General features: G+C 56.1%; 22 protein-coding genes. 9 read left to right on the plus strand and 13 right to left on the minus strand.

Features of this window, described 5'->3' with window-relative positions; all coding sequences use genetic code 11:
* Positions 1-38 precede the first annotated feature (38 nt).
* The 8 genes from ESO89_RS05750 to ESO89_RS05785 all read left to right on the plus strand — a co-directional run bounded on the left by ESO89_RS05750 (position 39) and on the right by ESO89_RS05785 (position 5,738).
* Positions 39-1,427 carry a permease gene (locus ESO89_RS05750; protein WP_049986199.1) on the plus strand — a complete coding sequence of 463 codons (1,389 nt, stop codon included), beginning with the start codon at positions 39-41 and terminating at the stop codon, positions 1,425-1,427.
* Positions 1,428-1,552: 125 nt separating this feature from the next.
* Positions 1,553-2,134 carry a helix-turn-helix transcriptional regulator gene (locus tag ESO89_RS05755; protein ID WP_004048657.1) on the plus strand — a complete coding sequence of 194 codons (582 nt, stop codon included), beginning with the start codon at positions 1,553-1,555 and terminating at the stop codon, positions 2,132-2,134.
* 33 nt (positions 2,135-2,167) lie between these two features.
* Complete coding sequence (locus ESO89_RS05760) at positions 2,168-2,872, plus strand: DUF7546 family protein (RefSeq protein WP_123624180.1); 705 nt, start codon at positions 2,168-2,170, stop codon at positions 2,870-2,872.
* A 272-nt stretch (positions 2,873-3,144) separates the two neighbouring features.
* A complete protein-coding gene (locus ESO89_RS05765; protein ID WP_004048656.1) occupies positions 3,145-3,462 on the plus strand; it encodes a hypothetical protein in 318 nt (105 codons plus the stop codon).
* Positions 3,463-3,525: 63 nt separating this feature from the next.
* Positions 3,526-3,873 carry an SHOCT domain-containing protein gene (locus tag ESO89_RS05770; protein ID WP_049986201.1) on the plus strand — a complete coding sequence of 116 codons (348 nt, stop codon included), beginning with the start codon at positions 3,526-3,528 and terminating at the stop codon, positions 3,871-3,873.
* Positions 3,874-3,978: 105 nt separating this feature from the next.
* A complete protein-coding gene (locus ESO89_RS05775) occupies positions 3,979-4,395 on the plus strand; it encodes a DUF302 domain-containing protein (RefSeq protein ID WP_094529646.1) in 417 nt (138 codons plus the stop codon).
* Positions 4,396-4,401: 6 nt separating this feature from the next.
* Positions 4,402-4,755 (plus strand): SHOCT domain-containing protein, encoded by a 354-nt coding sequence (locus tag ESO89_RS05780; RefSeq protein ID WP_049983674.1) that lies wholly within the window; start codon positions 4,402-4,404, stop codon positions 4,753-4,755.
* A 134-nt stretch (positions 4,756-4,889) separates the two neighbouring features.
* Entirely contained in the window at positions 4,890-5,738 is an 849-nt protein-coding gene (locus tag ESO89_RS05785; RefSeq protein ID WP_227262414.1) for a plastocyanin/azurin family copper-binding protein, read from the plus strand.
* A gap of 135 nt (positions 5,739-5,873) precedes the next feature.
* Here ESO89_RS05785 and ESO89_RS05790 read toward each other — a convergent pair whose 3' ends face one another.
* The 8 genes from ESO89_RS05790 to ESO89_RS05825 all read right to left on the minus strand — a co-directional run bounded on the left by ESO89_RS05790 (position 5,874) and on the right by ESO89_RS05825 (position 13,701).
* Positions 5,874-6,626 carry an ABC transporter permease gene (locus ESO89_RS05790; RefSeq protein ID WP_049909288.1) on the minus strand — a complete coding sequence of 251 codons (753 nt, stop codon included), beginning with the start codon at positions 6,624-6,626 and terminating at the stop codon, positions 5,874-5,876.
* Positions 6,623-7,360 carry an ABC transporter permease gene (locus ESO89_RS05795; RefSeq protein WP_094529644.1) on the minus strand — a complete coding sequence of 246 codons (738 nt, stop codon included), beginning with the start codon at positions 7,358-7,360 and terminating at the stop codon, positions 6,623-6,625. Before ESO89_RS05795 ends, ESO89_RS05790 begins: the two co-directional genes overlap by 4 nt.
* Positions 7,353-8,084, minus strand: a complete 732-nt coding sequence (locus tag ESO89_RS05800; protein WP_164932746.1) for an ABC transporter ATP-binding protein — start codon at positions 8,082-8,084, stop codon at positions 7,353-7,355. The genes ESO89_RS05795 and ESO89_RS05800 overlap by 8 nt, the downstream gene beginning before the upstream one ends.
* A gap of 339 nt (positions 8,085-8,423) precedes the next feature.
* On the minus strand, positions 8,424-8,795 hold the full coding sequence (locus ESO89_RS05805) for a DUF411 domain-containing protein (protein ID WP_239638655.1): 372 nt from the start codon (positions 8,793-8,795) through the stop codon (positions 8,424-8,426).
* Positions 8,796-9,169: 374 nt separating this feature from the next.
* The gene (locus ESO89_RS05810) at positions 9,170-10,171 is read right to left on the minus strand and encodes a DUF63 family protein (RefSeq protein ID WP_004048647.1); all 1,002 of its coding nucleotides are present in this window, start codon (positions 10,169-10,171) and stop codon (positions 9,170-9,172) included.
* Positions 10,168-10,392, minus strand: coding sequence for a DUF7123 family protein (locus ESO89_RS19470; RefSeq protein ID WP_128904675.1), 225 nt, complete (start codon positions 10,390-10,392; stop codon positions 10,168-10,170). The genes ESO89_RS05810 and ESO89_RS19470 overlap by 4 nt, the downstream gene beginning before the upstream one ends.
* A 17-nt stretch (positions 10,393-10,409) precedes the next feature.
* Complete coding sequence (locus tag ESO89_RS05820) at positions 10,410-13,016, minus strand: heavy metal translocating P-type ATPase (protein ID WP_128904731.1); 2,607 nt, start codon at positions 13,014-13,016, stop codon at positions 10,410-10,412.
* Between the two features lie 94 nt (positions 13,017-13,110).
* Positions 13,111-13,701 carry an AsnC family transcriptional regulator gene (locus tag ESO89_RS05825; RefSeq protein ID WP_080505591.1) on the minus strand — a complete coding sequence of 197 codons (591 nt, stop codon included), beginning with the start codon at positions 13,699-13,701 and terminating at the stop codon, positions 13,111-13,113.
* A 134-nt stretch (positions 13,702-13,835) separates the two neighbouring features.
* Between ESO89_RS05825 and ESO89_RS05830 the strand changes: the two genes are divergently transcribed.
* Positions 13,836-14,033, plus strand: coding sequence for a heavy-metal-associated domain-containing protein (locus ESO89_RS05830; RefSeq protein WP_080505595.1), 198 nt, complete (start codon positions 13,836-13,838; stop codon positions 14,031-14,033).
* 54 nt (positions 14,034-14,087) lie between these two features.
* On the opposite strand, the gene ESO89_RS05835 is transcribed toward ESO89_RS05830, so the two are convergent.
* The 5 genes from ESO89_RS05835 to ESO89_RS05860 form a co-directional block, all read right to left on the minus strand.
* Positions 14,088-14,603: a S16 family serine protease gene (locus ESO89_RS05835; protein ID WP_160163143.1), complete on the minus strand. Its 516-nt coding sequence runs from the start codon at positions 14,601-14,603 to the stop codon at positions 14,088-14,090.
* Between the two features lie 553 nt (positions 14,604-15,156).
* On the minus strand, positions 15,157-16,431 hold the full coding sequence (locus ESO89_RS05845) for an IS4 family transposase (RefSeq protein ID WP_128904732.1): 1,275 nt from the start codon (positions 16,429-16,431) through the stop codon (positions 15,157-15,159).
* A gap of 151 nt (positions 16,432-16,582) precedes the next feature.
* Positions 16,583-16,999 carry an HVO_A0114 family putative DNA-binding protein gene (locus ESO89_RS05850; RefSeq protein ID WP_128904677.1) on the minus strand — a complete coding sequence of 139 codons (417 nt, stop codon included), beginning with the start codon at positions 16,997-16,999 and terminating at the stop codon, positions 16,583-16,585.
* Positions 17,000-17,027: 28 nt separating this feature from the next.
* Positions 17,028-17,345: a toxin-antitoxin system TumE family protein gene (locus ESO89_RS05855; protein WP_128904678.1), complete on the minus strand. Its 318-nt coding sequence runs from the start codon at positions 17,343-17,345 to the stop codon at positions 17,028-17,030.
* Between the two features lie 696 nt (positions 17,346-18,041).
* Positions 18,042-18,608 carry a hypothetical protein gene (locus tag ESO89_RS05860; RefSeq protein WP_128904679.1) on the minus strand — a complete coding sequence of 189 codons (567 nt, stop codon included), beginning with the start codon at positions 18,606-18,608 and terminating at the stop codon, positions 18,042-18,044.

Here is an 18,608-nt window from a genome sequence, read left to right on the forward strand (position 1 = left end):
TCAAAACCGCAATAGATGATCCCTACAATGATACACCTATGCAGGCGACGATAATCGACGGAGTTCTTGAATCCCTTCGTATCGGTGTCGGATTTCTCTGGACGGCGGCGTGGGCGATCATCATGGGCCTCACGATTACGAGTCTCGTCCAGGTCTACGTCTCGAAGGAGCGGATGGCACAGGTGCTGGGTGAGGGCGATCTAACTGGACTTACCAAGGCGACTGTGTTCGGAGCAGCAAGCAGTGGCTGTAGTTTCGGCGCCGTCGCCATCGGGAAGGGCCTGTTCAAGAAGGGGGCGCACGCGGTGAACTTCCTCGCGTTCATGTTCGCGTCGACGAACCTCATCGTCGAACTAGGGCTGATGATTCTCATCCTGCTTGGCTGGGAGTTCCTCGTCGCGGAACTGCTCGGCGGCCTGATTCTCATCGCCGTCATGGCCGCCATCGTCCACCTTACGCTTCCCGAAAACCTGTTTAACGAAGTCCGCGAGAAGCTCAACGAGCGCGACCGCCAGGCGGGCGTCACGGAAGATCCCACCTGCGGGATGGAGGGGAAAGACGAGTACACGCTCACGACCGACGGCGGTGAGACGCTCAAATTCTGCTCGGAGGGCTGTATGGAGACCTATCGCCAGGAGACGTCGAGTAGCGGCGGGTGGCGTGACGAGTTGCTGTCGTGGGGTGGCTGGTACAAGGTCGGGAATCAGTACCGCAAGGAGTGGTCGATGATCTGGAAAGACATCGTCGCCGGCTTCCTTATTTCTGGGTTCGTCATCGTCTTCGTCCCGCAGTGGGTGTGGAACACGCTGTTCATTCAGGGCGACGGCCTGCTCGTGACTGCCGAGAACGCCGTCATGGGCGTCATCATCGCCGTCCTCAGTTTCGTCGGCAGTATGGGCAACGTCCCGTTCGCCGTCGCGCTGTGGGGCGGTGGCGTCAGCTTCGCCGGGATCATCGCGTTCGTCTACGCCGACCTCATCACCGTGCCCGTGCTGAACGTCTACCGGAAGTACTACGGCTGGAAGATCATGCTGTACATCCTTGGCGTCTTCTTCGTGACGATGGCGTTCACTGGCTTCCTCATGGAGTTGCTGTTCGACGCCCTCGGCATCGTACCAGATCTGGCCGGTGGCGAGACGGCGACCGAACAGACGTACTTCGAGCTCAACTACACGTTCTACCTCAATATTATCGCCTTCGCGCTCTCCGGGTTCCTCCTGTATGTCTACCGACGTGGAATCGGCGCACCAGGTCAGTATCGTGATCCGGTGTGTGGCATGCGGACCGACGATGAGGGGCCGAGTGCGTCCAATGATGGGATGACGTACTATTTTTGCTCGAAGACCTGTAAGCGGGCATTCGAGGAAGAGCCCACGGAATTTGCTGATCAAAGCCCGCAGATAACAAACCACGATCACGATCACTGATAGATGTACTGTGGTTCATCCGCTGTGAAGCACTTCATCATCGCACCTTCAATCCGCAATTGTCACACCTGTCGCGCCAAAATTGATTGTATGAGCAGTCAGATATCGAAACAAGGGGATGTCATATGAACCAACGTCCAGCGGATACCGTCGTTGGTGTGCTCCTTGGGTTCGTCCTCTTGGCTGGCGGACTACTCAGTTGGCGGGCCTATCAACAGCGTCGCGCTATCGAGCAGTCGATGGGGCCGATGATGGACTCGTCTATGGGGGCGATTCACGGTCCAGATCCTCTCTGGTACGTGGTTGGAACCCTTCTGGTCGCAGGCAGTATCGGTGGCATCTATTACGTGGTTCGAGGGAATCTCATCGATTCGACAACCGACTCAGCGGATCACATCGACCCCGATCAGGTATCGGAGGCAACGCCTACATCGATAGACGATGACGCCTCGCCGGCGACGCCTATCAATCCTGAATCGGATCCGCAAGCGCGCGTTCTCGATCTCTTACCGGATGATGAACGACGCGTCCTTGAACCCGTCCTGAACTCGCCTGGAATCACGCAGATCGAACTTCGGGATCGATCTGAGTTCTCAAAGAGTAAAGTGAGCCAGACCGTGAGTTCACTCGAGGAGCGCGGGCTGCTGTATCGGGAACGACAGGGTCGAACCTACCGCGTGTATCCGAGTGATGACCTGCAGAACTAACAGACGTAGAAATTCATACTAACACTACCCATCATGTCACAAGCAACACTCGAAACTGATCGCATTAGCCGGGTTCTCAAGTCAAGCACGTGGCTCAATCTCCTCCTCGCCGCACAGTTGATCGCCGGGTTGGTGTACGCATATTTCACAGGAGATATGGGGAGCCGGTGGACCCATTTCGTCCTTCCATTTATTTGGTTCACCGCCTCAGTCTGGGTGATCTGGCACACTCGACCTGTAACGAAACGTCGAGTGTATCGTATTGGTGCCGCACTTGTCGTTGCTCTATATCTCATCGTGATGTTTTATTTTTCAGGATTACTTGGACCGAGCACCTCTCATTTCGGGCAGCTCACTGGACCAAGCGGCTTCGGAATAACGTGGGGTCGATCTTTGGGATGGAGTCCGGTCTTCGTCTATACAGGTGACCTGATCACGGTCTCGCTCATTCCTTACCAAGCGGTTGGCCTGTTCGCGCTGGCGTATCTCGTCTATGATGCATTGCTTGATTTCTCGCAGTCGGCAGTCGGAGGAATAGTCGGGATTGTGGCGTGCCCTGCCTGCGTTAGCCCGTTGTTTGCCGTACTACTTGCAGGCGGACTGAGTGGTTCTTCAACGATGTTATTGCTTGGTGCGTATGGCTACGAAATTGCGACCGTTCTGTTCCTCATGACAATTGGAATCCTCTACCATCGTCAGGCACTCACGAGGCAGTATCACCAGTTCCGAGGGAACTGATCCATCTCGTTCGTGGTCAGCAATACCCGAGCCTCCCTCGCCGCCTGAACCGTGGTTATTGTCTGGATCGCCGCAATGAGGTGAACAGTCTCGACGGATCCCCTTTGCTCTCACCATTCCTCTGATCCTTTCGAATTCGGCAGGTATGAACGATCCCGTCAGTAGAAAACGTTTAGATGGCGTTATAGACGTTCTTGAACGCTCTCCTGTTTGAGTTCACTCCCACGAAGATAACTCCGAACCCACCGTATGACTACTTGAGGCGAAAAACAATGACCAACCGAAACCTCGGACGATGGCTGCTCGTGGTGCTCGCGATTGTCGGACTCGCGTTTGCCGCCCCGGTAGTTAGCGCACACGGTGACGAACCGATCCAGGGGAACGAGACGGCAGCTGAAGGGACGCCAGCCGATGGTAGTGCAGCAGACTGGGCGGCCTGGATGGAAGGTCACATGACCGACTACATGGGCCCGAATGCCGTTGACGAGATGGAAGCGCACATGGGCGTGACCGTCGACGAGATGGCCCAAGATATGGCGGACGACAATCACACCGCGACGGGGATGAACGGACAGGGGTACGGCTGCTAACGATCCCTGTTCGGATCCTCGTCTGACACGATAGATATTCGACTTACTGACTCAACGATCACAATGACACACTACACCAACACTCTCGGGCGGACGACTCGTCGAATCGCAATACTAGCGGTTCCGCTGTTGATTGTAGCAACGGGCACCGCAGCGGCTCACGGTGGTGGAGGCTACGGCGGCGGTATGATGGGTAGCGGCGGTTGGGGGGTCTTCAGCGGTGGAATGGGCCTCTGGAGCTTCCTTTGGATGGGGCTCCTAATCGTCGTCCCGCTCTATCTCGTCTACTCACTCCTCAACAGAGATTCTGAGAGGAGTGATAGTCGGCCGCTTTCGGTTCTTCGTGAGCGTTACGCTCGCGGTGAACTCTCCGATGAAGAGTTCGAACGTCGACGAAAGCAACTCGAGTAGTGCCCATGACCGAAATAGAAGGAGCATCGTCGAGAAAAAATTCTCGTCTGCCAGTTGGGGCGACGGGACCGAACGCTTAAGTGCGTAAACAGGATACAGTATTACATGAGTTACACAATACAAACCAAGATTGATGGAGAGTTCGACGATGTCGTCGACGCAACGAATGCCGCGCTCAAAGACGAGGGATTCGGTGTTCTCTGTGACATCGACATTCAGGCGACGCTCAAGGAGAAACTCGGTGAGGAGTTCCGCCAGTATCGCATCCTCGGTGCGTGCAATCCTCCGCTGGCATACGAAGGGTTGAGTGTAGAAACTGAACTCGGTGCGCTCTTGCCCTGTAACGTCATCGTCTACGAGAACGATGGCGGCGTCATCGTGGTGAGTGCGGTCGACCCGGAACAGTTAGTCGGGATCGCTGATAACGACGCGCTTGACTCCGTCGCGACCGAGGTCAGCGAACGATTCGACCGCGTACTGGCAGCCGTAACTGACGAGTTCGGATCCGCATCGGAGGCCTGATCTCTGATGGCATCATCGGATCAACTGGATACGACGACGATACTGCTCATCGTCCTCGGAGCGTTCATCCTCCTTCCCTTGCTCACAATGGGTATGGGGTTCGGTGGGATGATGGGATACGGAGGAATGATGGGCCAGTACGGTACCACAGGTGGTTGGTGGCCCCTCATCGGGATGCTCGTCCCGGTCATCTTCCTCCTTGCGCTTCTGGGCGGTGGATATCTCATCTTCCGGCGGATGAGCGAGACACAGACGTCTCATAATCCCGCGATGGAAGAGTTACGTCTGGCGTACGCTCGTGGCGATCTCACGGACGAAGAGTTCGAAGCCCGACGAGAAAAGCTCGAACAATCAGAGTGACCACTACCCAAACCGCGTTTCACCCGTTTGAACACCTGCGGATCGACTCGAGGGTATCGAAACCAACCGTTCGGCAGCATCGTTCCGTTACATCGAAATGGTGTGCTCGATTCAGCATATGGTTATGAGTAGTAATGGGAACAAACGACAAGTTCGGAGTGAGTCACGTCCGAAGTCTTCGCACCAGTATCGCGCGTAGCTACCCACCGAAGAATGATCCAGACAACATGACACATCACAGCCGACGTCAATTCTTAGGCATTGTCGGTGCCAGCGCAGTCGCCAGCACCGGCTTTGCTCAGTCAGCGAACGCACAGGAGACGCCCATCGTGGAGATGGGAAACAATTACTTCGACCCAATCGGCCTACGTGTTGATCCCGGGACAACCGTTCAATTTGAACTCGCAGCGGGGGCACATTCCGCTACGGCGTACGCAGATCGTATTCCGGAGGGCGCTTCCGCCTTCGATAGTGGGACGATCTCAGACGGGAGCTTCGAATATACGTTCGAAACGCCAGGGACGTATGATTACTACTGCATCCCGCACAAGTCGATTGGGATGGTCGGACGGATCGTAGTTGGCAGTCCTGGCGGACCGGCAGAGGAGGATTCAATCCCGGATGGAGAGGTCCCATCGAGTGAGGCGATTGTTGACCAGGGTACAGTCGCCTACGGCTCAAGCAGCGATGGAAGCGGGAATACTGGTGGTGGAATGATGGGACGAGGTGGTTCTGGAATGATGAGTGGCCGCAACGGAGGTGGAGTTGGAGGGCTACCAGCTGTTGGTGGCGTACTCGGAATGCTGGGCGTTCTCGGTGGCGGGCTCTACTGGCTTGGAAACCAAAAATCTCCTCAATCGACTACCGACGACTCAGCCAGAAAAACGCTCCAGAACCGCTATGCCAGGGGCGAAATTGACGAGGAGGAGTATAGACGTCGCCGTGAGCGATTAGATGCTACTGATGAGGACATCTCCAACTGATTGCCACCGTGAGAGGGTGAACTCACCGGGGTCAAGTGATTCGGGGATTAGAGAATACCGCCCTCACCGATACCTTTGATTTCAGAACGATCCCGTGACCTGTTTTGTTCCATTTATGACTGATTTCTCTTGTGATCAACTCGCCTGTGTGGCTCGGTAGTAAACACCAATTGCGAGCACGGCTACGAGGAGAAGATATCCAGTAGCCCACACCAACGAGAGAGCCGTATCTACGTCGGTTGTGAGTCCGGTATCGACCATTACACGGACTGGCCAATAGCCCGGAAAGAGTTTCATCCACCAATCAGGTTCAGATTGAATAAACAGCGGATCCTGAAACAGTCCGATATCGAGCATCGGGAGAATCAGCATCAGCCACATCCCGGCTAGGCGGTTGAAGACGGCCCCGACGAGCATCCCGATGAGACCATACGTGACCGAGACGACGAGCATCGCTGCGACGAACCACCAGAGATACTCGGGCTGGAAATCGACGAGCATCACACCAACTGAGACACCGGTGACGATGAGAGTAATTGCTGCGAGAACCCCAAACCGGGCAGCGATTACCTGCCATGCACGATAGCCAGCGACTGCCAGACGACCGTCCGTGTCTTTGGCTTCTCGCATCAGGAACAACCCGGCGAGTCCGGCGATGAGAGCACTCGTAATCGGCGTCATGATCACGCCGTGGACCTCAGGCATCCCCCGCATGACCGTCGCCGTCTCACCGTCGACGAGCGTCCGAACCGGCATCTCGACGTCCTGGGTGACTGCGAACGCCAACGTGATGAACGAGACCGGTAGGACGACCAGTAGAGCGACGAGGACGTAGTTACGCGCCTGTTCTTTGATGCCGATCGAGAACGCCGTTGTCGTACGGTTCATGCGGACCACCCACCACTGGTGCGCATCGTCACTCCGAACACTACGGTGACGAGCACGAGCAAGACGAGCAGGTATCCGGCAACGAAGCCGAGGTCGCCCGTCGTATATGTACCTTGGAACATCGCCTCCTGAAGGAGTTCCTTCGGATGATAGAGCGGGAAGTATTCCACGAACTCAGGAATGTCAGCAGCCAGCGGGCTGTCGCCACTGAGGAACGCGTCCATCATCGCGAGGAACACCACGACGAGCGAGCCTTCGAACAGTCGCGGAAGGAGTGCACCGACGAGCGCGCCAAGAAACGCATAGACGAGGCCGGCGAGGACGAGGAATACGAACGTCAGGACAGGGGCTTCCGGTGAAATCGTCAGCCAGAGCACGCCGTAGTTCACGGCAGCCACGACGACCGTGACCCCTCCGAGCGTCGCTAATCGAGTCGCAAGCAGTGTTCGGGGTGGATAGCCTGTCTGAACGAGTCGTCGATCGGCTGCACGCGCACTAATCATCTGGGCGAGTCCCATCAGGCCGGCGATGATGGCGACACCGAATATCGCTCCGAGGAGGCGACCCAGATCGATCGGAATCGCCTCAACTGTCGGCATAGTTGGCAACCCCGCCATCGCTTGTCCCCAGCCTTCGATAACGACAACCGGAAGGAGGAGTGCTAAGACGACATTCAGGGGGGTCCTGAGGAAGGTGGAGACGTTCGTCCGGATCCCCGTTTGAATTCTATTCATCGGCCTTTCTCCTCCGTTCACCGGTCGTCGCTTCGGTCTCACTTTCCCGCTCAGTCACGTCGTAGACGTGTCCATCACGAACCTCGTAGATACGGTCGAGACGGCTCTGCTCCTCGATCAAGTGTGAAATCATTACGACAGCTGTTCCGTCGGCAGCAAGTTCGTCGGCGAGGTCCCAGAAGGTGAGATATGTCTCCCAGTCGAACCCGGTGTAGGGCTCGTCTAGCATGAGGACGTCCGGATCATGCATTAGGGCGATACTGAGATTGATTTTTTGTCGGTTTCCACCGCTGAGTTGGTCGATTCGATAGTCAAGGTACTGCTCGAAATCGAGTTTCGATGCGAATCGGCGTTTGGCCTCGTCGATTTCTTCGGCGGTCATTCCGTATCCGGAACCGAACAGGCGGAACGTCTCTGTGACCGTCAGGCGGTCGTAAAGCAGTGGTTCTTGTGGACACCAGCCAACCGTCCCTGTTCGTTCAACTGCTCCGGAATCCTGCTTGAGGACGCCGACGAGGATGTTCATAAGCGTGGATTTCCCCGAACCGTTCCCCCCGACGATTCCGACGATTTCTCCTGCTCGGATTTCCAGATTGGCACCGGTGAGGACGGGAACCGATCGTGTAAATGGGAGGTTTGACCCGTACGTTTTTTCAATCTCATCAGCACGGACGAGTACCTCGCTGGTGGTAGCCTCTGTCGTGGAGGTTGTGGGCGCTTCCATAGATGAATACACACGCTCCTCATTTACTGCGATTACTGTTTCAAATCTAAACTATCAGTAGCAACCCCGTGAATAATCAGAGATTGCATACAGAGCTGACGCTGGACTCAACGTGTTAGATACCTCTTGATTTTCTGAATACTGTCTCCTATAAGCTGTTTCACAGTTTACACGGGAAAGCTTCTGAATTGGATCACCAACAAGCCAGAACGCGATACAAACCCGCTTCAAGACAGCTGTTGAAGTTTCGCGTTGAAAAAGATGAGACGCGCGAAGGTGTATCCGAACCCATAGAGAAGCCGTCTGAACATCAGTTGCAGATCTACTGTATCTCTGAATCTATACCTCAGTGTACTCAGCTCCGGCTTTATCGCCGTCAATAGCGTATATGCTTAACGAGCCATCTTTCTCTCCACCCATCCCCGGTGTCCCAGATGGCATACCAGGGAGTGCAACTCCATCTATCGGTGGGTTTTCATCGAGAAGCCGGGCGATTACTTCGACCGGGACGTGTCCTTCTACGACGTAATCTGTGAGGACGAGTGTGTGACAGCTCTGGAGGTCTTCGGGGATCCCATATTCCTGCTTTACTGCTTGGATATCATCCGGTACGGTCTCTGAGAGGTCACCAGTGATATTCTCACGAAGATATGATGCATACTGCTCGCAACAGCTACATCCTGGTGAGTTAAATTGTTGTGCTGATGCCACTGCTACTGGGTCATCAATATCCCATGAGTTCGTGCTTGAGCCACCTAGACAGCCTGTAAGACCTAGTATTCCGATTGTACCACTATGTTGAAGCACCCGACGACGATTCCACGGTTGCGGCATTATTAGACGATACAACAGTAGTTCCCATACGCTTTACCCCTGTTACTAATAACCCGGAATGTGATCACAGTCGCCTTCGGTAGGATTGTCTATTCTAGGACACGCCGGTCCCACACTCCACTCTGTTTTCTTTCGAAACGGGAGTGATCCAGCAAGGCTACGCGCGGTGAACGCCTCAATCCACCATCCCAGATACCGTTCGGCCGGTTTCGATTCTTAACAGAAAGCGCGGTACATCGCCGAGGCCGTTGTTAGGCCCCCAGTAGCATCCGAAGTGACCCGCGAACGCCCATCGGGAGCCCGATCGCTCCGATGAAGAACGTCATAAGCCACCACCATGTGTGGTTCATCTCCTCTTTCGCATCAGCGAGATACCACACGATGCCGACAGTCACGACGAGTTTCAGCACGAACGTCGATCCGGCAAATCCAGTCGCCTGGTATACGAGATTCGTGACGACCAGCTTGGGGGAGTAGCCGAGAAACGTCACACCGATGAGGTTCTGTGCAGCGTCCCACAGCTGGCCAAAGACGGCCAGCAGAATCAGCGGGTGTCGAAGGTGTGTGACATTGACGAAACTCGCTCCCCAGTAGTAGAGCGCGGTCGCCCCGAGAGCAATCCCCGTCGTTGCGACAGGAACCCACAGACGGAGCGGGGTCGACGTCGAGAGGCCGTACCAAAGCACCCACCCGACAGCACCGACAGCCCACACCGACCCGATAAGCCCGACCGTTGACGGAATGGAACCGGTATTCCGATCACGCGCAAGTGCGCCGATGCCGAGCGCGAGGACGGTGACAGCGGTAACGACAAAGTAGATTGACGGCGTGATGAACCACACCGCGTAGTCCCCGAGTAGGCCGATGTCCTCGAGGGCGCGCATCGCTCCGCCGGCGATAATGATCGGGGCGAACCCGTAGGCCAGTCGTGCGTCAAACGTGACGTCGAGTTGATCGAGATACACTCGTAGTCCGGGGAGGCTGTACACGACCGCCGCGAGGTAGGTTACGGTGTTCACCGCGTTGTAGCCCCGAACAGCACGAATCCCCTCATGCATGACTGGCTCACTGGCAGCGTCAGCGACGACTGGTCCCCAGAGGTACTGCCAAATGAACTGGTCGAAGACGAGGCCCGGGAACGCAAGGATTCCCGCACCGATGAGGACGGGCGGAGCAAGTAGGTACAGCGCCCACCACTCGCGTGAGCCTGTTTCCGGAAGGGCGGTTTCGACGCGTCGCGTGACAGTACTCACGACTCGTTCACCTCCAAGCGCCACGTCGTGCTCTTAGAGCGCCCCCACTGTTCGAGTGAGACGAGTGAGAGGTCGTCCTGAAGTTGGCTGAGGTATTGCGCGACAGCCTTCGGAGAGCCGTCAAGATCACCGGCGATCTCGTGAGCCCGGAGGTACGTCGGTTCGCTACTGGCTGTCTCGACGAGGTACCTCCGAACCGTTTGGCGGGAAATATTCGACATTGAGATAGAGGCGACGGTTAGCGAAGGAACCCGAAGAGCTTGTAGTCGTGATCGGGGGTGTACCGCCGGAACAACAGGCTGTTCGTCAGCACCGACACCGACGAGAACGCCATTGCTGCTGCAGCGAGCACCGGCTGGAGCAGCCCGAGCGACGCGAGGGGAATCATCGCGGTATTGTATCCGAGCGCCCACACGAGGTTCTGCTTGATCTTCTGGAGTGTCGCGTCCGAGATTCGGATCGCCTTCACCACGTCGAGCGGGTCGTCGCGCATCAGCGTAAGGTCTGCAGCCTCGATGGCCACGTCCGTGCCGGAGCCGATGGCTGTCCCCACGTGCGCGACCGCGAGCGCGGGGGCGTCGTTGACGCCGTCTCCGACCATCATCGCCTGACGGCCCTCGTCTTGAATACTGTCGACCGCGTTAGACTTGTCTTCGGGAAGGACCCCTGCTCGGACATTCTCCGGGTCGATACCCACCTGTTTGGCGACCGCACGAGCAGTTCGCTCGTTGTCGCCCGTAATCATCATTACGTCGACGCCCCGCTCTTGGAGGGCTGTAACGGCCTGCTTGGAGCTCTCTTTGATTGTGTCGGCGTCAGCCACTACACCAACCAGTTTGCCCTCGGAAGCGACAAGCATCGCCGTCTTCCCCTCGTTTTCGAGGCGTTCCATCGTCTCCTCGGCGGGTGACGGGTCGATGTCGTTGTCTCGCAGCAACTTGCGGTTGCCGACCAGTACCTCGTTGTCACCAACAACCGCTTTGATCCCGTGACCAGGAACGTTCTCGAAGTCGTCGGGCTCAGTCACGTCCAGCCCGCGTTCTTCAGCCCCGTCGACGATTGCCCGCGCGAGCGGGTGTTCGCTTCCGCTTTCTGCTATCGCCGCCAGCCGCAGCACGTCGTCCTCGGAGAGGCGCTCACGAGTGCTGATCTGTCCACCATCTGGCGTCGGCTCGCCACCGTCAGTCACTGCATTTCCATCGCTATCGAAGACGACCACATCGGTCAATTCCATTTCACCCTCCGTGAGGGTGCCCGTCTTGTCGAAGACGACCGTGTCGACGTCTTTTGCGCGTTCGAGGATGTCACCGCCCTTGAACAGGACGCCGTTCTGGGCACCAATCGTCGTCCCGACCATCGTGGCTGCGGGCGTCGCCAGCCCCAGCGCACAGGGACAGGCGATGAGGATCGAGGACGCGAAGACAATAATCGCGAACTCGAAGACGGAAACGGTCCCACCGACCGGGGCCGGGCCGCCAGCGACCTGACCCCACAGCGGGAGCCAGTCGACGAAGCCAGCCAGTACCTCCGGGAACAGGAACCAAACAATGCCCCAGAGGAGAGCGTTCGCGATGACCGCAGGCACGAAGTACGCGGAGATACGGTCCGCGAGGTTCTGGATGTCGGGCTGGCGCGACTGCGCCTCCTTGACAGTCTGAACGATCTGTTGAAGAGCCGTATCTTCTCCGACCTTTGTCGCCTCCACGACAAGGACGCCGTTCTCGTTAATCGTCGAGCCGACGACCTCATCGCCCTCTTCCTTCTCTACAGGGACGGATTCACCAGTGACCATCGACTCGTCGACGGCGGACTGACCGTCGACAACGACGCCGTCTGTGGGAACCTTTTCACCCGGACGGATTTTCATCCGGTCACCCGTTGTGACTTCTTCGAGCGGAACTTCTTCTTCACTGCCGTCCTCGCGGATAATGGTCGCCGTCTCGGCTTCCATTTCGAGGAGCTTCCGGAGGGCCTCGCCCGCTTGCCCCTTCGACCGAGCTTCGAGGTAGTTACCGAGCGTAATGAACACGAGGATGAGCGCTGCCGTGTCGAAGTAGAGCCCACCTGCAATGAGTTCAGACAGGACTGCCACGGAGTAGAGATAGGCGGTTGTTGAACCGATTGCGATTAACACGTCCATATTGGCGCGGCCGTTTTTCACGATCGCCTTGTACGAGTTCTTATAGAACGGCCAGCCGAGGATCGCCTGCACCGGTGTGGCGAGGAGGAACTCGAGCCACCCGATTTCAACGCCGAAGACGGCATCAGGGACGATCGCGCCACCGAGCAGAAATTTGTCGATGAGGAAGAAGAGCAACGGAGCCGACAACACTGCCCCAAAGAGGGTCAGTCTGAGTTGCTTTTGGGTCTCAGCCTGTCGTGCGGCATCTCGTGCGTCTTGGCCCGACTCGTCGTCATCACCATCTTCGCGGATGGGCGAGTAGCCAGCGTCCTCAATAGCATCATACAGCGTATTGAGAGACACCTCTGCCGGATTGTAGGTGACCTGCGCTTCGTCAGTCGCGTAGTTGACTTCGGCGGTGACGACACCCGGTGTATTCTCGAGAGCAGTTTTGTTGGTCTCGGCGCAATTGGCACACGTCATATCGGAGATGGCAATAGACACCGTCTCCGAGACTATGCCGTAGCCCGCCTCATCGATCGCTTCATAGATTTCCTGGAGTGATACCTCATCGGGATCGTAGGTCACGGATCCCTCGTCGGTGGCGAAGTTCGCATCCGCCTTCGATACCCCGTCAAGGGATTCAAGGGTGTCCTGGATCGTTCCTGAACAGTTGGCACAGGACATCCCCGTAATATCGAGATGGGTTGTTCGGCTTGTCATGCTCATCTTACTATACGGGGTCTATGTTTAGGCGGTTTACTGTTTCGAGAAGGTGGTTATTGACACCAAGAAAATTTGGAATCCAAAGAGCGTACTATACACCCTCTTCGAGCCGCTGATAGCGGTCTTCAAACCGTGCGAGACAAGATGGGCAACAGAAGTGATAGATCTCGCCATCGATGCGCGTCGTCTCACCTTCATTGTCGACGGTATTGTTACATTCAGTGCAGGTGAGAGCAAATTCGACGCCGTCGATCGAAGGCGTCCATTCAGCTTCGTCGATCAAGGTGACTGAATATCCAGACATCCCAAGCCCATCAAACAGACTGTCTACCCACTGACGGACGTTCTGTGCCTCAACGCGGGCATAGAACCAGAGATCGCCTTCTGAGGTCGTGAAGACGTGTTCGATGCCGTCCGATTCCCGGACTCGCGTACGGGCCTCCTCGAGTGATTCCGGTTCGATTTCTGTTTGAATGAATACTGGAACACCGGCCCGAAGGTGCGCCCGGTTTACATCGATCGTGAAATTGTTGATAATATCTGCTTCCTGTAATCGTTGGACTCGATCGGAAACAGCTGGCCCGGACAAATCAACTTCTTCGCCGATGGCGCTAAATGGACGACGGGCGTTTTCGGCTAGTAACGAGAGAATCTCCAGATCTGTTTCGTCTAGGTTGCGCATACAATAGCGTCGCACCGCAGGATACATTATTGTTTCTCAAAATAAACCTTTGAGAGTGCGATTTTGAACTCAGAATGACTTTGGATTCTAAGCAGAAAAGCACATAGAATAGGGGGCCCTAATCATGTATGGATATGAGTCAGACCATCTCGGTCGAAGGAATGACCTGTGAACACTGTGAGCAAACTGTAGAGGAAGCACTCAAAGAAGTCGACGGAGTCACATCGGCGACTGCGGATCGGGACTCGGAATCCGCGACAGTCGAAGGAACAGCTGAATCAGATGACCTCGTGACTGTGGTCGAAGACGCCGGGTACGACGCCTCTACGTAAGCTATCACGTCACGACAGAAGGCGAGCGACGCCCCATCGTAGCGTATCTCGCCTTCACTGCTCCGAACGTTGAGTTTGTGCCAAGTGGCTAAGTGCGTCTGAGATCGATTCAACGGGTGTCACGCGTAATCCCTCGATAGTTACATCTGAATCGGTATCGCTGGGAACAATCAATTCGGTCGCTCCGAACGCCCGGGCACTCCGGGCCTTTGCTTTGATTCCGCCAACCGGGAGCAGCTTGCCATCGTCGGCAACGATTCCAGTGATGAGGGTTTCAGACGACAGCGACTGCTGGCGAAGACTGGCAATAAAAGCAACCGTAAGGCCGGCTTCCCAGCTTTTTCCACGGAGTGTAAGAGTGCCCGTCTCAGGTGAGACGAATGATACGTGCGTAGCCGTATCTCCAAGTGAACGACCAGTAAGACGGGTAGCAGTTTGTCTCGCCTCATCCAGTGCACGCTGGAGGTCGTGGCGGATCTCGATACCGTTCAGATTGACAAACAGCTCACCGTTGCCATCAGAAAACTCGAAATTGGTCGCGATAATGAGACCCGAGTTAGCTGCATCCACTGCCGGAAGATGGAACTGTGTGTCCGGGAGAGAGGCCGCCCCGCCTGCCAGTGTCGCTAGTGACTGGAAATCGGTATCTGACCGCGTGAGAGCGACTGCTCCACCGGCACCGCCTATCGATCCGAGACCCAGTCCGGCAAGAAATTCTCTCCGCGAAAGGAGGTCTCGCTCGATGCGAGAGACGATGTCGTCACTTGAGTCAGACGTGGATGCGGACGTTGTCTCTCGTTCGGTAGGTGGCATACTCTGGGAGTGTTTCGTGGGTAGTGATGGTACTATGTTACTTGGTAACGATTGTGAATATATAAGAATGGTGTCGGTCAGAAATTCGGCGCAAAAACGAGTATTCCCGTGTTAGATTCCACACGACTATCTTGACGCATCCCCAATTAGTCAGCCGTGTCCACCAGGTACCGCTCTCTCTTCGCACTTGTGGCGATCAGTGCTGTAGTGACAGGTGTCGGTGTCTGGATCGCGTATCAGGTTGAGCTTGTACTCCTACCGGCTACGACCTCTCGCACCGGAATACTTCTTGTCGGTCATCCGTCTTCAGTTAAGACTCACACCTCGGTTGTGTAGCGGTAGCGAGTGTCTCTTGTAAGATTGGTCGTTGCTTGTGGACCTTTTGAGCGTCTTCGATCAGCCGGTCGAGCAGCGGCGGTGGTGAGTAGCCGAGGAACTCACCGAGTTCGTGGAGCAAAAGCTGGGCGTGCGACCGAAAGGTCGCCGCCCAGCGCTCTGTCGGAAACACAAGCTCATCATCCGCCTGCTCAGTGACTAGATCCAACAGATCGCGGCTTACAAGCAGCGACAGCAGCGCTGCGTACAATAAGATCCTCACCACGTGTTCGTCACTCGTGTCGAACTCGTCTAGTTCGTACTGTGTCTTCAGCTCCCGGAACAGCAACTCAACTTCCCACCGACAGCGGTAGATCTCCGCTAAATCCGCCGGAAAGAACTCTTTCCTCGCTAAATTCGTCATGTACAGGTGGTAGTCGTCGGCGTCCTCGTCGCGGACGCCGACGACGCGAAATCGCTTCGTATCTAGCGACTGCGTCCCATTATACGGCCCTCGTTTGAACTCTACTTCGACTTCTACATCGATGTACTTCCGATCGAGATCGTTGAGAACAGCTCGGAGCTGCTTGCCCTCTAAGGGAATGGCGCGGCCGCGCCATTCCCGTAATTCTGCCGTAATCACCGGGTTCGCGTTCTGCTTCAGCCGACTCACGAAGTAGCCGTCGTTCTCGTCGATCAGCGCAAACCGGCGGTACTTGAAGTAGGCGAGATCGAACAGCATGAGGCGATTCTCAAGCCACGGCCCTGTGTTGAACAAGGTGCTGTCGTGTGTTTTCTCGTCAGCAGTATCGATCCGTTCGATCGTCTGCTCTGTGGCATTGTGGAGCAGGTGGAGCTTCGCTCCAGCCTGCTCCTCATGGCGGGCTTCGAACTGATCTGAAAGAAACTCATGTAACCGCAACACCGTTCCATCGGCGATCATCACGTCTCTAAATCGGTCGATATCAGCGTCAACAGCATCAGGAACAGCGACCTCGTCGAGACCGCGCTCGACGAGGTCGCGGAGGTACTCCGCAAGCGTCGGCGTCAACCGCTGATAGAACCCGCTGGGCGAGATTGTCTCATCGGCAGTTGAGTTGTAAGATCGTCTGAACCCGGCGAGTGTTCGGCTTTCGCCTGCGGCGAAACCGAACACAAATGTCCAGACAAAGGCAGGGATCTGAAGCTTGCGGTCACGTTCGACCACGCCGAGTTCCTCGGCGTGCTCTTCGAGAAACTCAGAGGGAAACAGTGTAGTGAGCCGACGCATAATCCGAGATGAGGAGCCGTTGGGCACAAACTCGGCTTCCTCATTCCTTCCGAAAGATGTCTCGATAAGCCTCCGCTATCACGCGGTTTCTTGCTTAACTGAAGACGGATGGGGGAGTCTCATAGCATACTCCGAGAGCGGTGGGTGGCGACTACGCGCTTGCGGGAGTACCATCGGCGTCGCCGCTATCGATAAGCGGGTAGTCGATGTGGACCTCGATGCGGTCGAACGGAACGACGGGTTGAATTGCACCGCTGGGCCCGCCCTCTTCGAGCGTGAGGATGCCCAGTACTTCCAACTGCTTCAGGTCCGAGTGGACGTCGGACACGTCACGCTCGACGAGACGCGCTGCCTCGCGCATGCTCTCGGGCGCCTCTTTTGCGATCGCCCGGATGAGCTCAAGGCGCAGCGGCGTGAGACTGTCGACGAAGTCGTCGTAGGTGCCGAACTGAAGTGTTGCCTTTCCGTCCTGTTCGTCGAGATCGTCGGCCTCAACGTCTTGGACGAACTGGAGCGCGTCCTCACGGAGCTGTTCTCGGTTGCCGACGGTGATGTGGAGTGTGGTCATGGTCGGGGTATCGTGTGTTGGTATTCGGTCAGTGCGGCCGGGGCGGCTTGCCGCCGACGGCGTCCCAGTACTCGTCTGCGCTCGCCCAGAACTCGACAAGCCGGTCCTCCATCCCGGGGAACTCGACGTCGTCGAGGTCGCCGGCTGCGGTGTGGTGTTCGTGGCCTTTCGTGTCCTCGTGGGAGTTGTCGTACCGGACGAGCGTGAGGTCGTCGAGAGTGCCCAGATGGAGCGTGTACTTCCAGCCCGAGGGGTACGTCTCGGTGTCGTCGGTCGGCCGAAGCACGACGTTCTCGACGAGACCGGCCTCGACGTGTGTGTACTGGAACAGTGGTTCCTGGGCCATCTCTCACCTGTTGGGACACCGGCCAACAGTATAAGCGTTGGGTAGAAGTCCAACACTGAACACAAAACCGCCTGCCGTTCGCCAGCAGCGGTCCGATCGACGCTACGAGCCATCTCATTAATGAGCAGGGAGCGGCGAGCCCTCAACTGCTCCCGAAACCCAACCTTCTCAGAGGGGCTGCCATAGTGTCATTTGTTGTTGAGATATAGTAATGCTACTTCGACTGTGTGAAACCAGCTGTTCGGGCGTAAGCCAGACTCGGGCTTGCCTGCTTTGAGCTTCCGAATTCGCTGACTCGCTCATCTTTTTAAGTAGCTTGTAGCCCTAATTGTGCCGCTTAGCCGTTTGAGTTTCCGATTTTCTTAACAAAGTCGGAAACTCAAAGTAGAGACAGATCGACGTCTACCATCTTCGAAATGAGCCCCTCCATCGAAATGTAATCAGATCTATTGGATCTGTGGAACCCTATTCTTTAGACATACCTTCGCTGAAACAGCTCATTGCTAAATCATCTCAAATAAATTGAACTGGCGTATACTTAGTGTATGTTGTTCTCCGCTTGTTTTTACGGTGAAAATAAAGGTTCGGAGTTGTTGTTGACGAGTAAAGTGAAGAAGTGGATGTATTGATCGGTGAGTGTGATGATCTCGTAGCCAGTCGCTCCGAGATCGTCGAAGCCATCCTTACGGTGTTCGTTCAATTAGACGTCTCGGAAGAGTCAGCCCCCTCCTTGTCATCCATTTCATTTTCTTTGTCTTCTTTCTCCTCTTGATCCGGAACGCACGTAACGCTGAGAGTACGGTCCAGTGAGACGCTTGCCGCCGATCCGCTTCCGACTACTTCGAACTTGAGTTTGACTACCTGCTTGGTAGAACAATTTAGCGTGACGATGACAGAACCAACACTACCTCGATCGAGGTGACCGGGGGCATCGAAGGTTTCGACGGTGGGCTCAGAACCTGTGCCTGCGCGGGAAACGTCGACGATCAAGGTGTCGAAATCAACACTGGCTCGGTTGTGGTACTCAATGGTGGCTGTAGGTTCCCCTGCGGTGATTTCTTCATTCTCGTTGACGAGCGGATCGTAGCCGAGATAGGCTTTGTCGTCCTCAGCTACGCCCATCTCGACTCCGCGGTCAGCGTCCATAGTAGTGAACCCGGTGGTGCCGAAGACAAGTCCACTCGCCGCCGTGAATGCGAGAAGGATGCTCAAGATGCGGAATTTGCCCACACGAATCGACAGCGTCCGGCTGATTGTACTCAT

This window comes from Halorubrum amylolyticum (assembly GCF_004114995.1).
GTDB classification, from domain to species: domain Archaea; phylum Halobacteriota; class Halobacteria; order Halobacteriales; family Haloferacaceae; genus Halorubrum; species Halorubrum amylolyticum.

Coding starts and splice junctions, on each gene's coding strand:
- ESO89_RS05750 (WP_049986199.1), top strand. CDS start 39: ATGCAGGCGACGATAATCGACGGAGTTCTTGAATCCCTTCGTATCGGT.
- ESO89_RS05755 (WP_004048657.1), top strand. CDS start 1,553: ATGAACCAACGTCCAGCGGATACCGTCGTTGGTGTGCTCCTTGGGTTC.
- ESO89_RS05760 (WP_123624180.1), top strand. CDS start 2,168: ATGTCACAAGCAACACTCGAAACTGATCGCATTAGCCGGGTTCTCAAG.
- ESO89_RS05765 (WP_004048656.1), top strand. CDS start 3,145: ATGACCAACCGAAACCTCGGACGATGGCTGCTCGTGGTGCTCGCGATT.
- ESO89_RS05770 (WP_049986201.1), top strand. CDS start 3,526: ATGACACACTACACCAACACTCTCGGGCGGACGACTCGTCGAATCGCA.
- ESO89_RS05775 (WP_094529646.1), top strand. CDS start 3,979: ATGAGTTACACAATACAAACCAAGATTGATGGAGAGTTCGACGATGTC.
- ESO89_RS05780 (WP_049983674.1), top strand. CDS start 4,402: ATGGCATCATCGGATCAACTGGATACGACGACGATACTGCTCATCGTC.
- ESO89_RS05785 (WP_227262414.1), top strand. CDS start 4,890: ATGGGAACAAACGACAAGTTCGGAGTGAGTCACGTCCGAAGTCTTCGC.
- ESO89_RS05790 (WP_049909288.1), bottom strand. CDS start 6,626: ATGAACCGTACGACAACGGCGTTCTCGATCGGCATCAAAGAACAGGCG.
- ESO89_RS05795 (WP_094529644.1), bottom strand. CDS start 7,360: ATGAATAGAATTCAAACGGGGATCCGGACGAACGTCTCCACCTTCCTC.
- ESO89_RS05800 (WP_164932746.1), bottom strand. CDS start 8,084: ATGGAAGCGCCCACAACCTCCACGACAGAGGCTACCACCAGCGAGGTA.
- ESO89_RS19470 (WP_128904675.1), bottom strand. CDS start 10,392: ATGTCGAATATTTCCCGCCAAACGGTTCGGAGGTACCTCGTCGAGACA.
- ESO89_RS05820 (WP_128904731.1), bottom strand. CDS start 13,016: ATGACAAGCCGAACAACCCATCTCGATATTACGGGGATGTCCTGTGCC.
- ESO89_RS05825 (WP_080505591.1), bottom strand. CDS start 13,701: ATGCGCAACCTAGACGAAACAGATCTGGAGATTCTCTCGTTACTAGCC.
- ESO89_RS05830 (WP_080505595.1), top strand. CDS start 13,836: ATGAGTCAGACCATCTCGGTCGAAGGAATGACCTGTGAACACTGTGAG.
- ESO89_RS05845 (WP_128904732.1), bottom strand. CDS start 16,431: ATGCGTCGGCTCACTACACTGTTTCCCTCTGAGTTTCTCGAAGAGCAC.
- ESO89_RS05850 (WP_128904677.1), bottom strand. CDS start 16,999: ATGACCACACTCCACATCACCGTCGGCAACCGAGAACAGCTCCGTGAG.
- ESO89_RS05855 (WP_128904678.1), bottom strand. CDS start 17,345: ATGGCCCAGGAACCACTGTTCCAGTACACACACGTCGAGGCCGGTCTC.
- ESO89_RS05860 (WP_128904679.1), bottom strand. CDS start 18,608: ATGAGTACAATCAGCCGGACGCTGTCGATTCGTGTGGGCAAATTCCGC.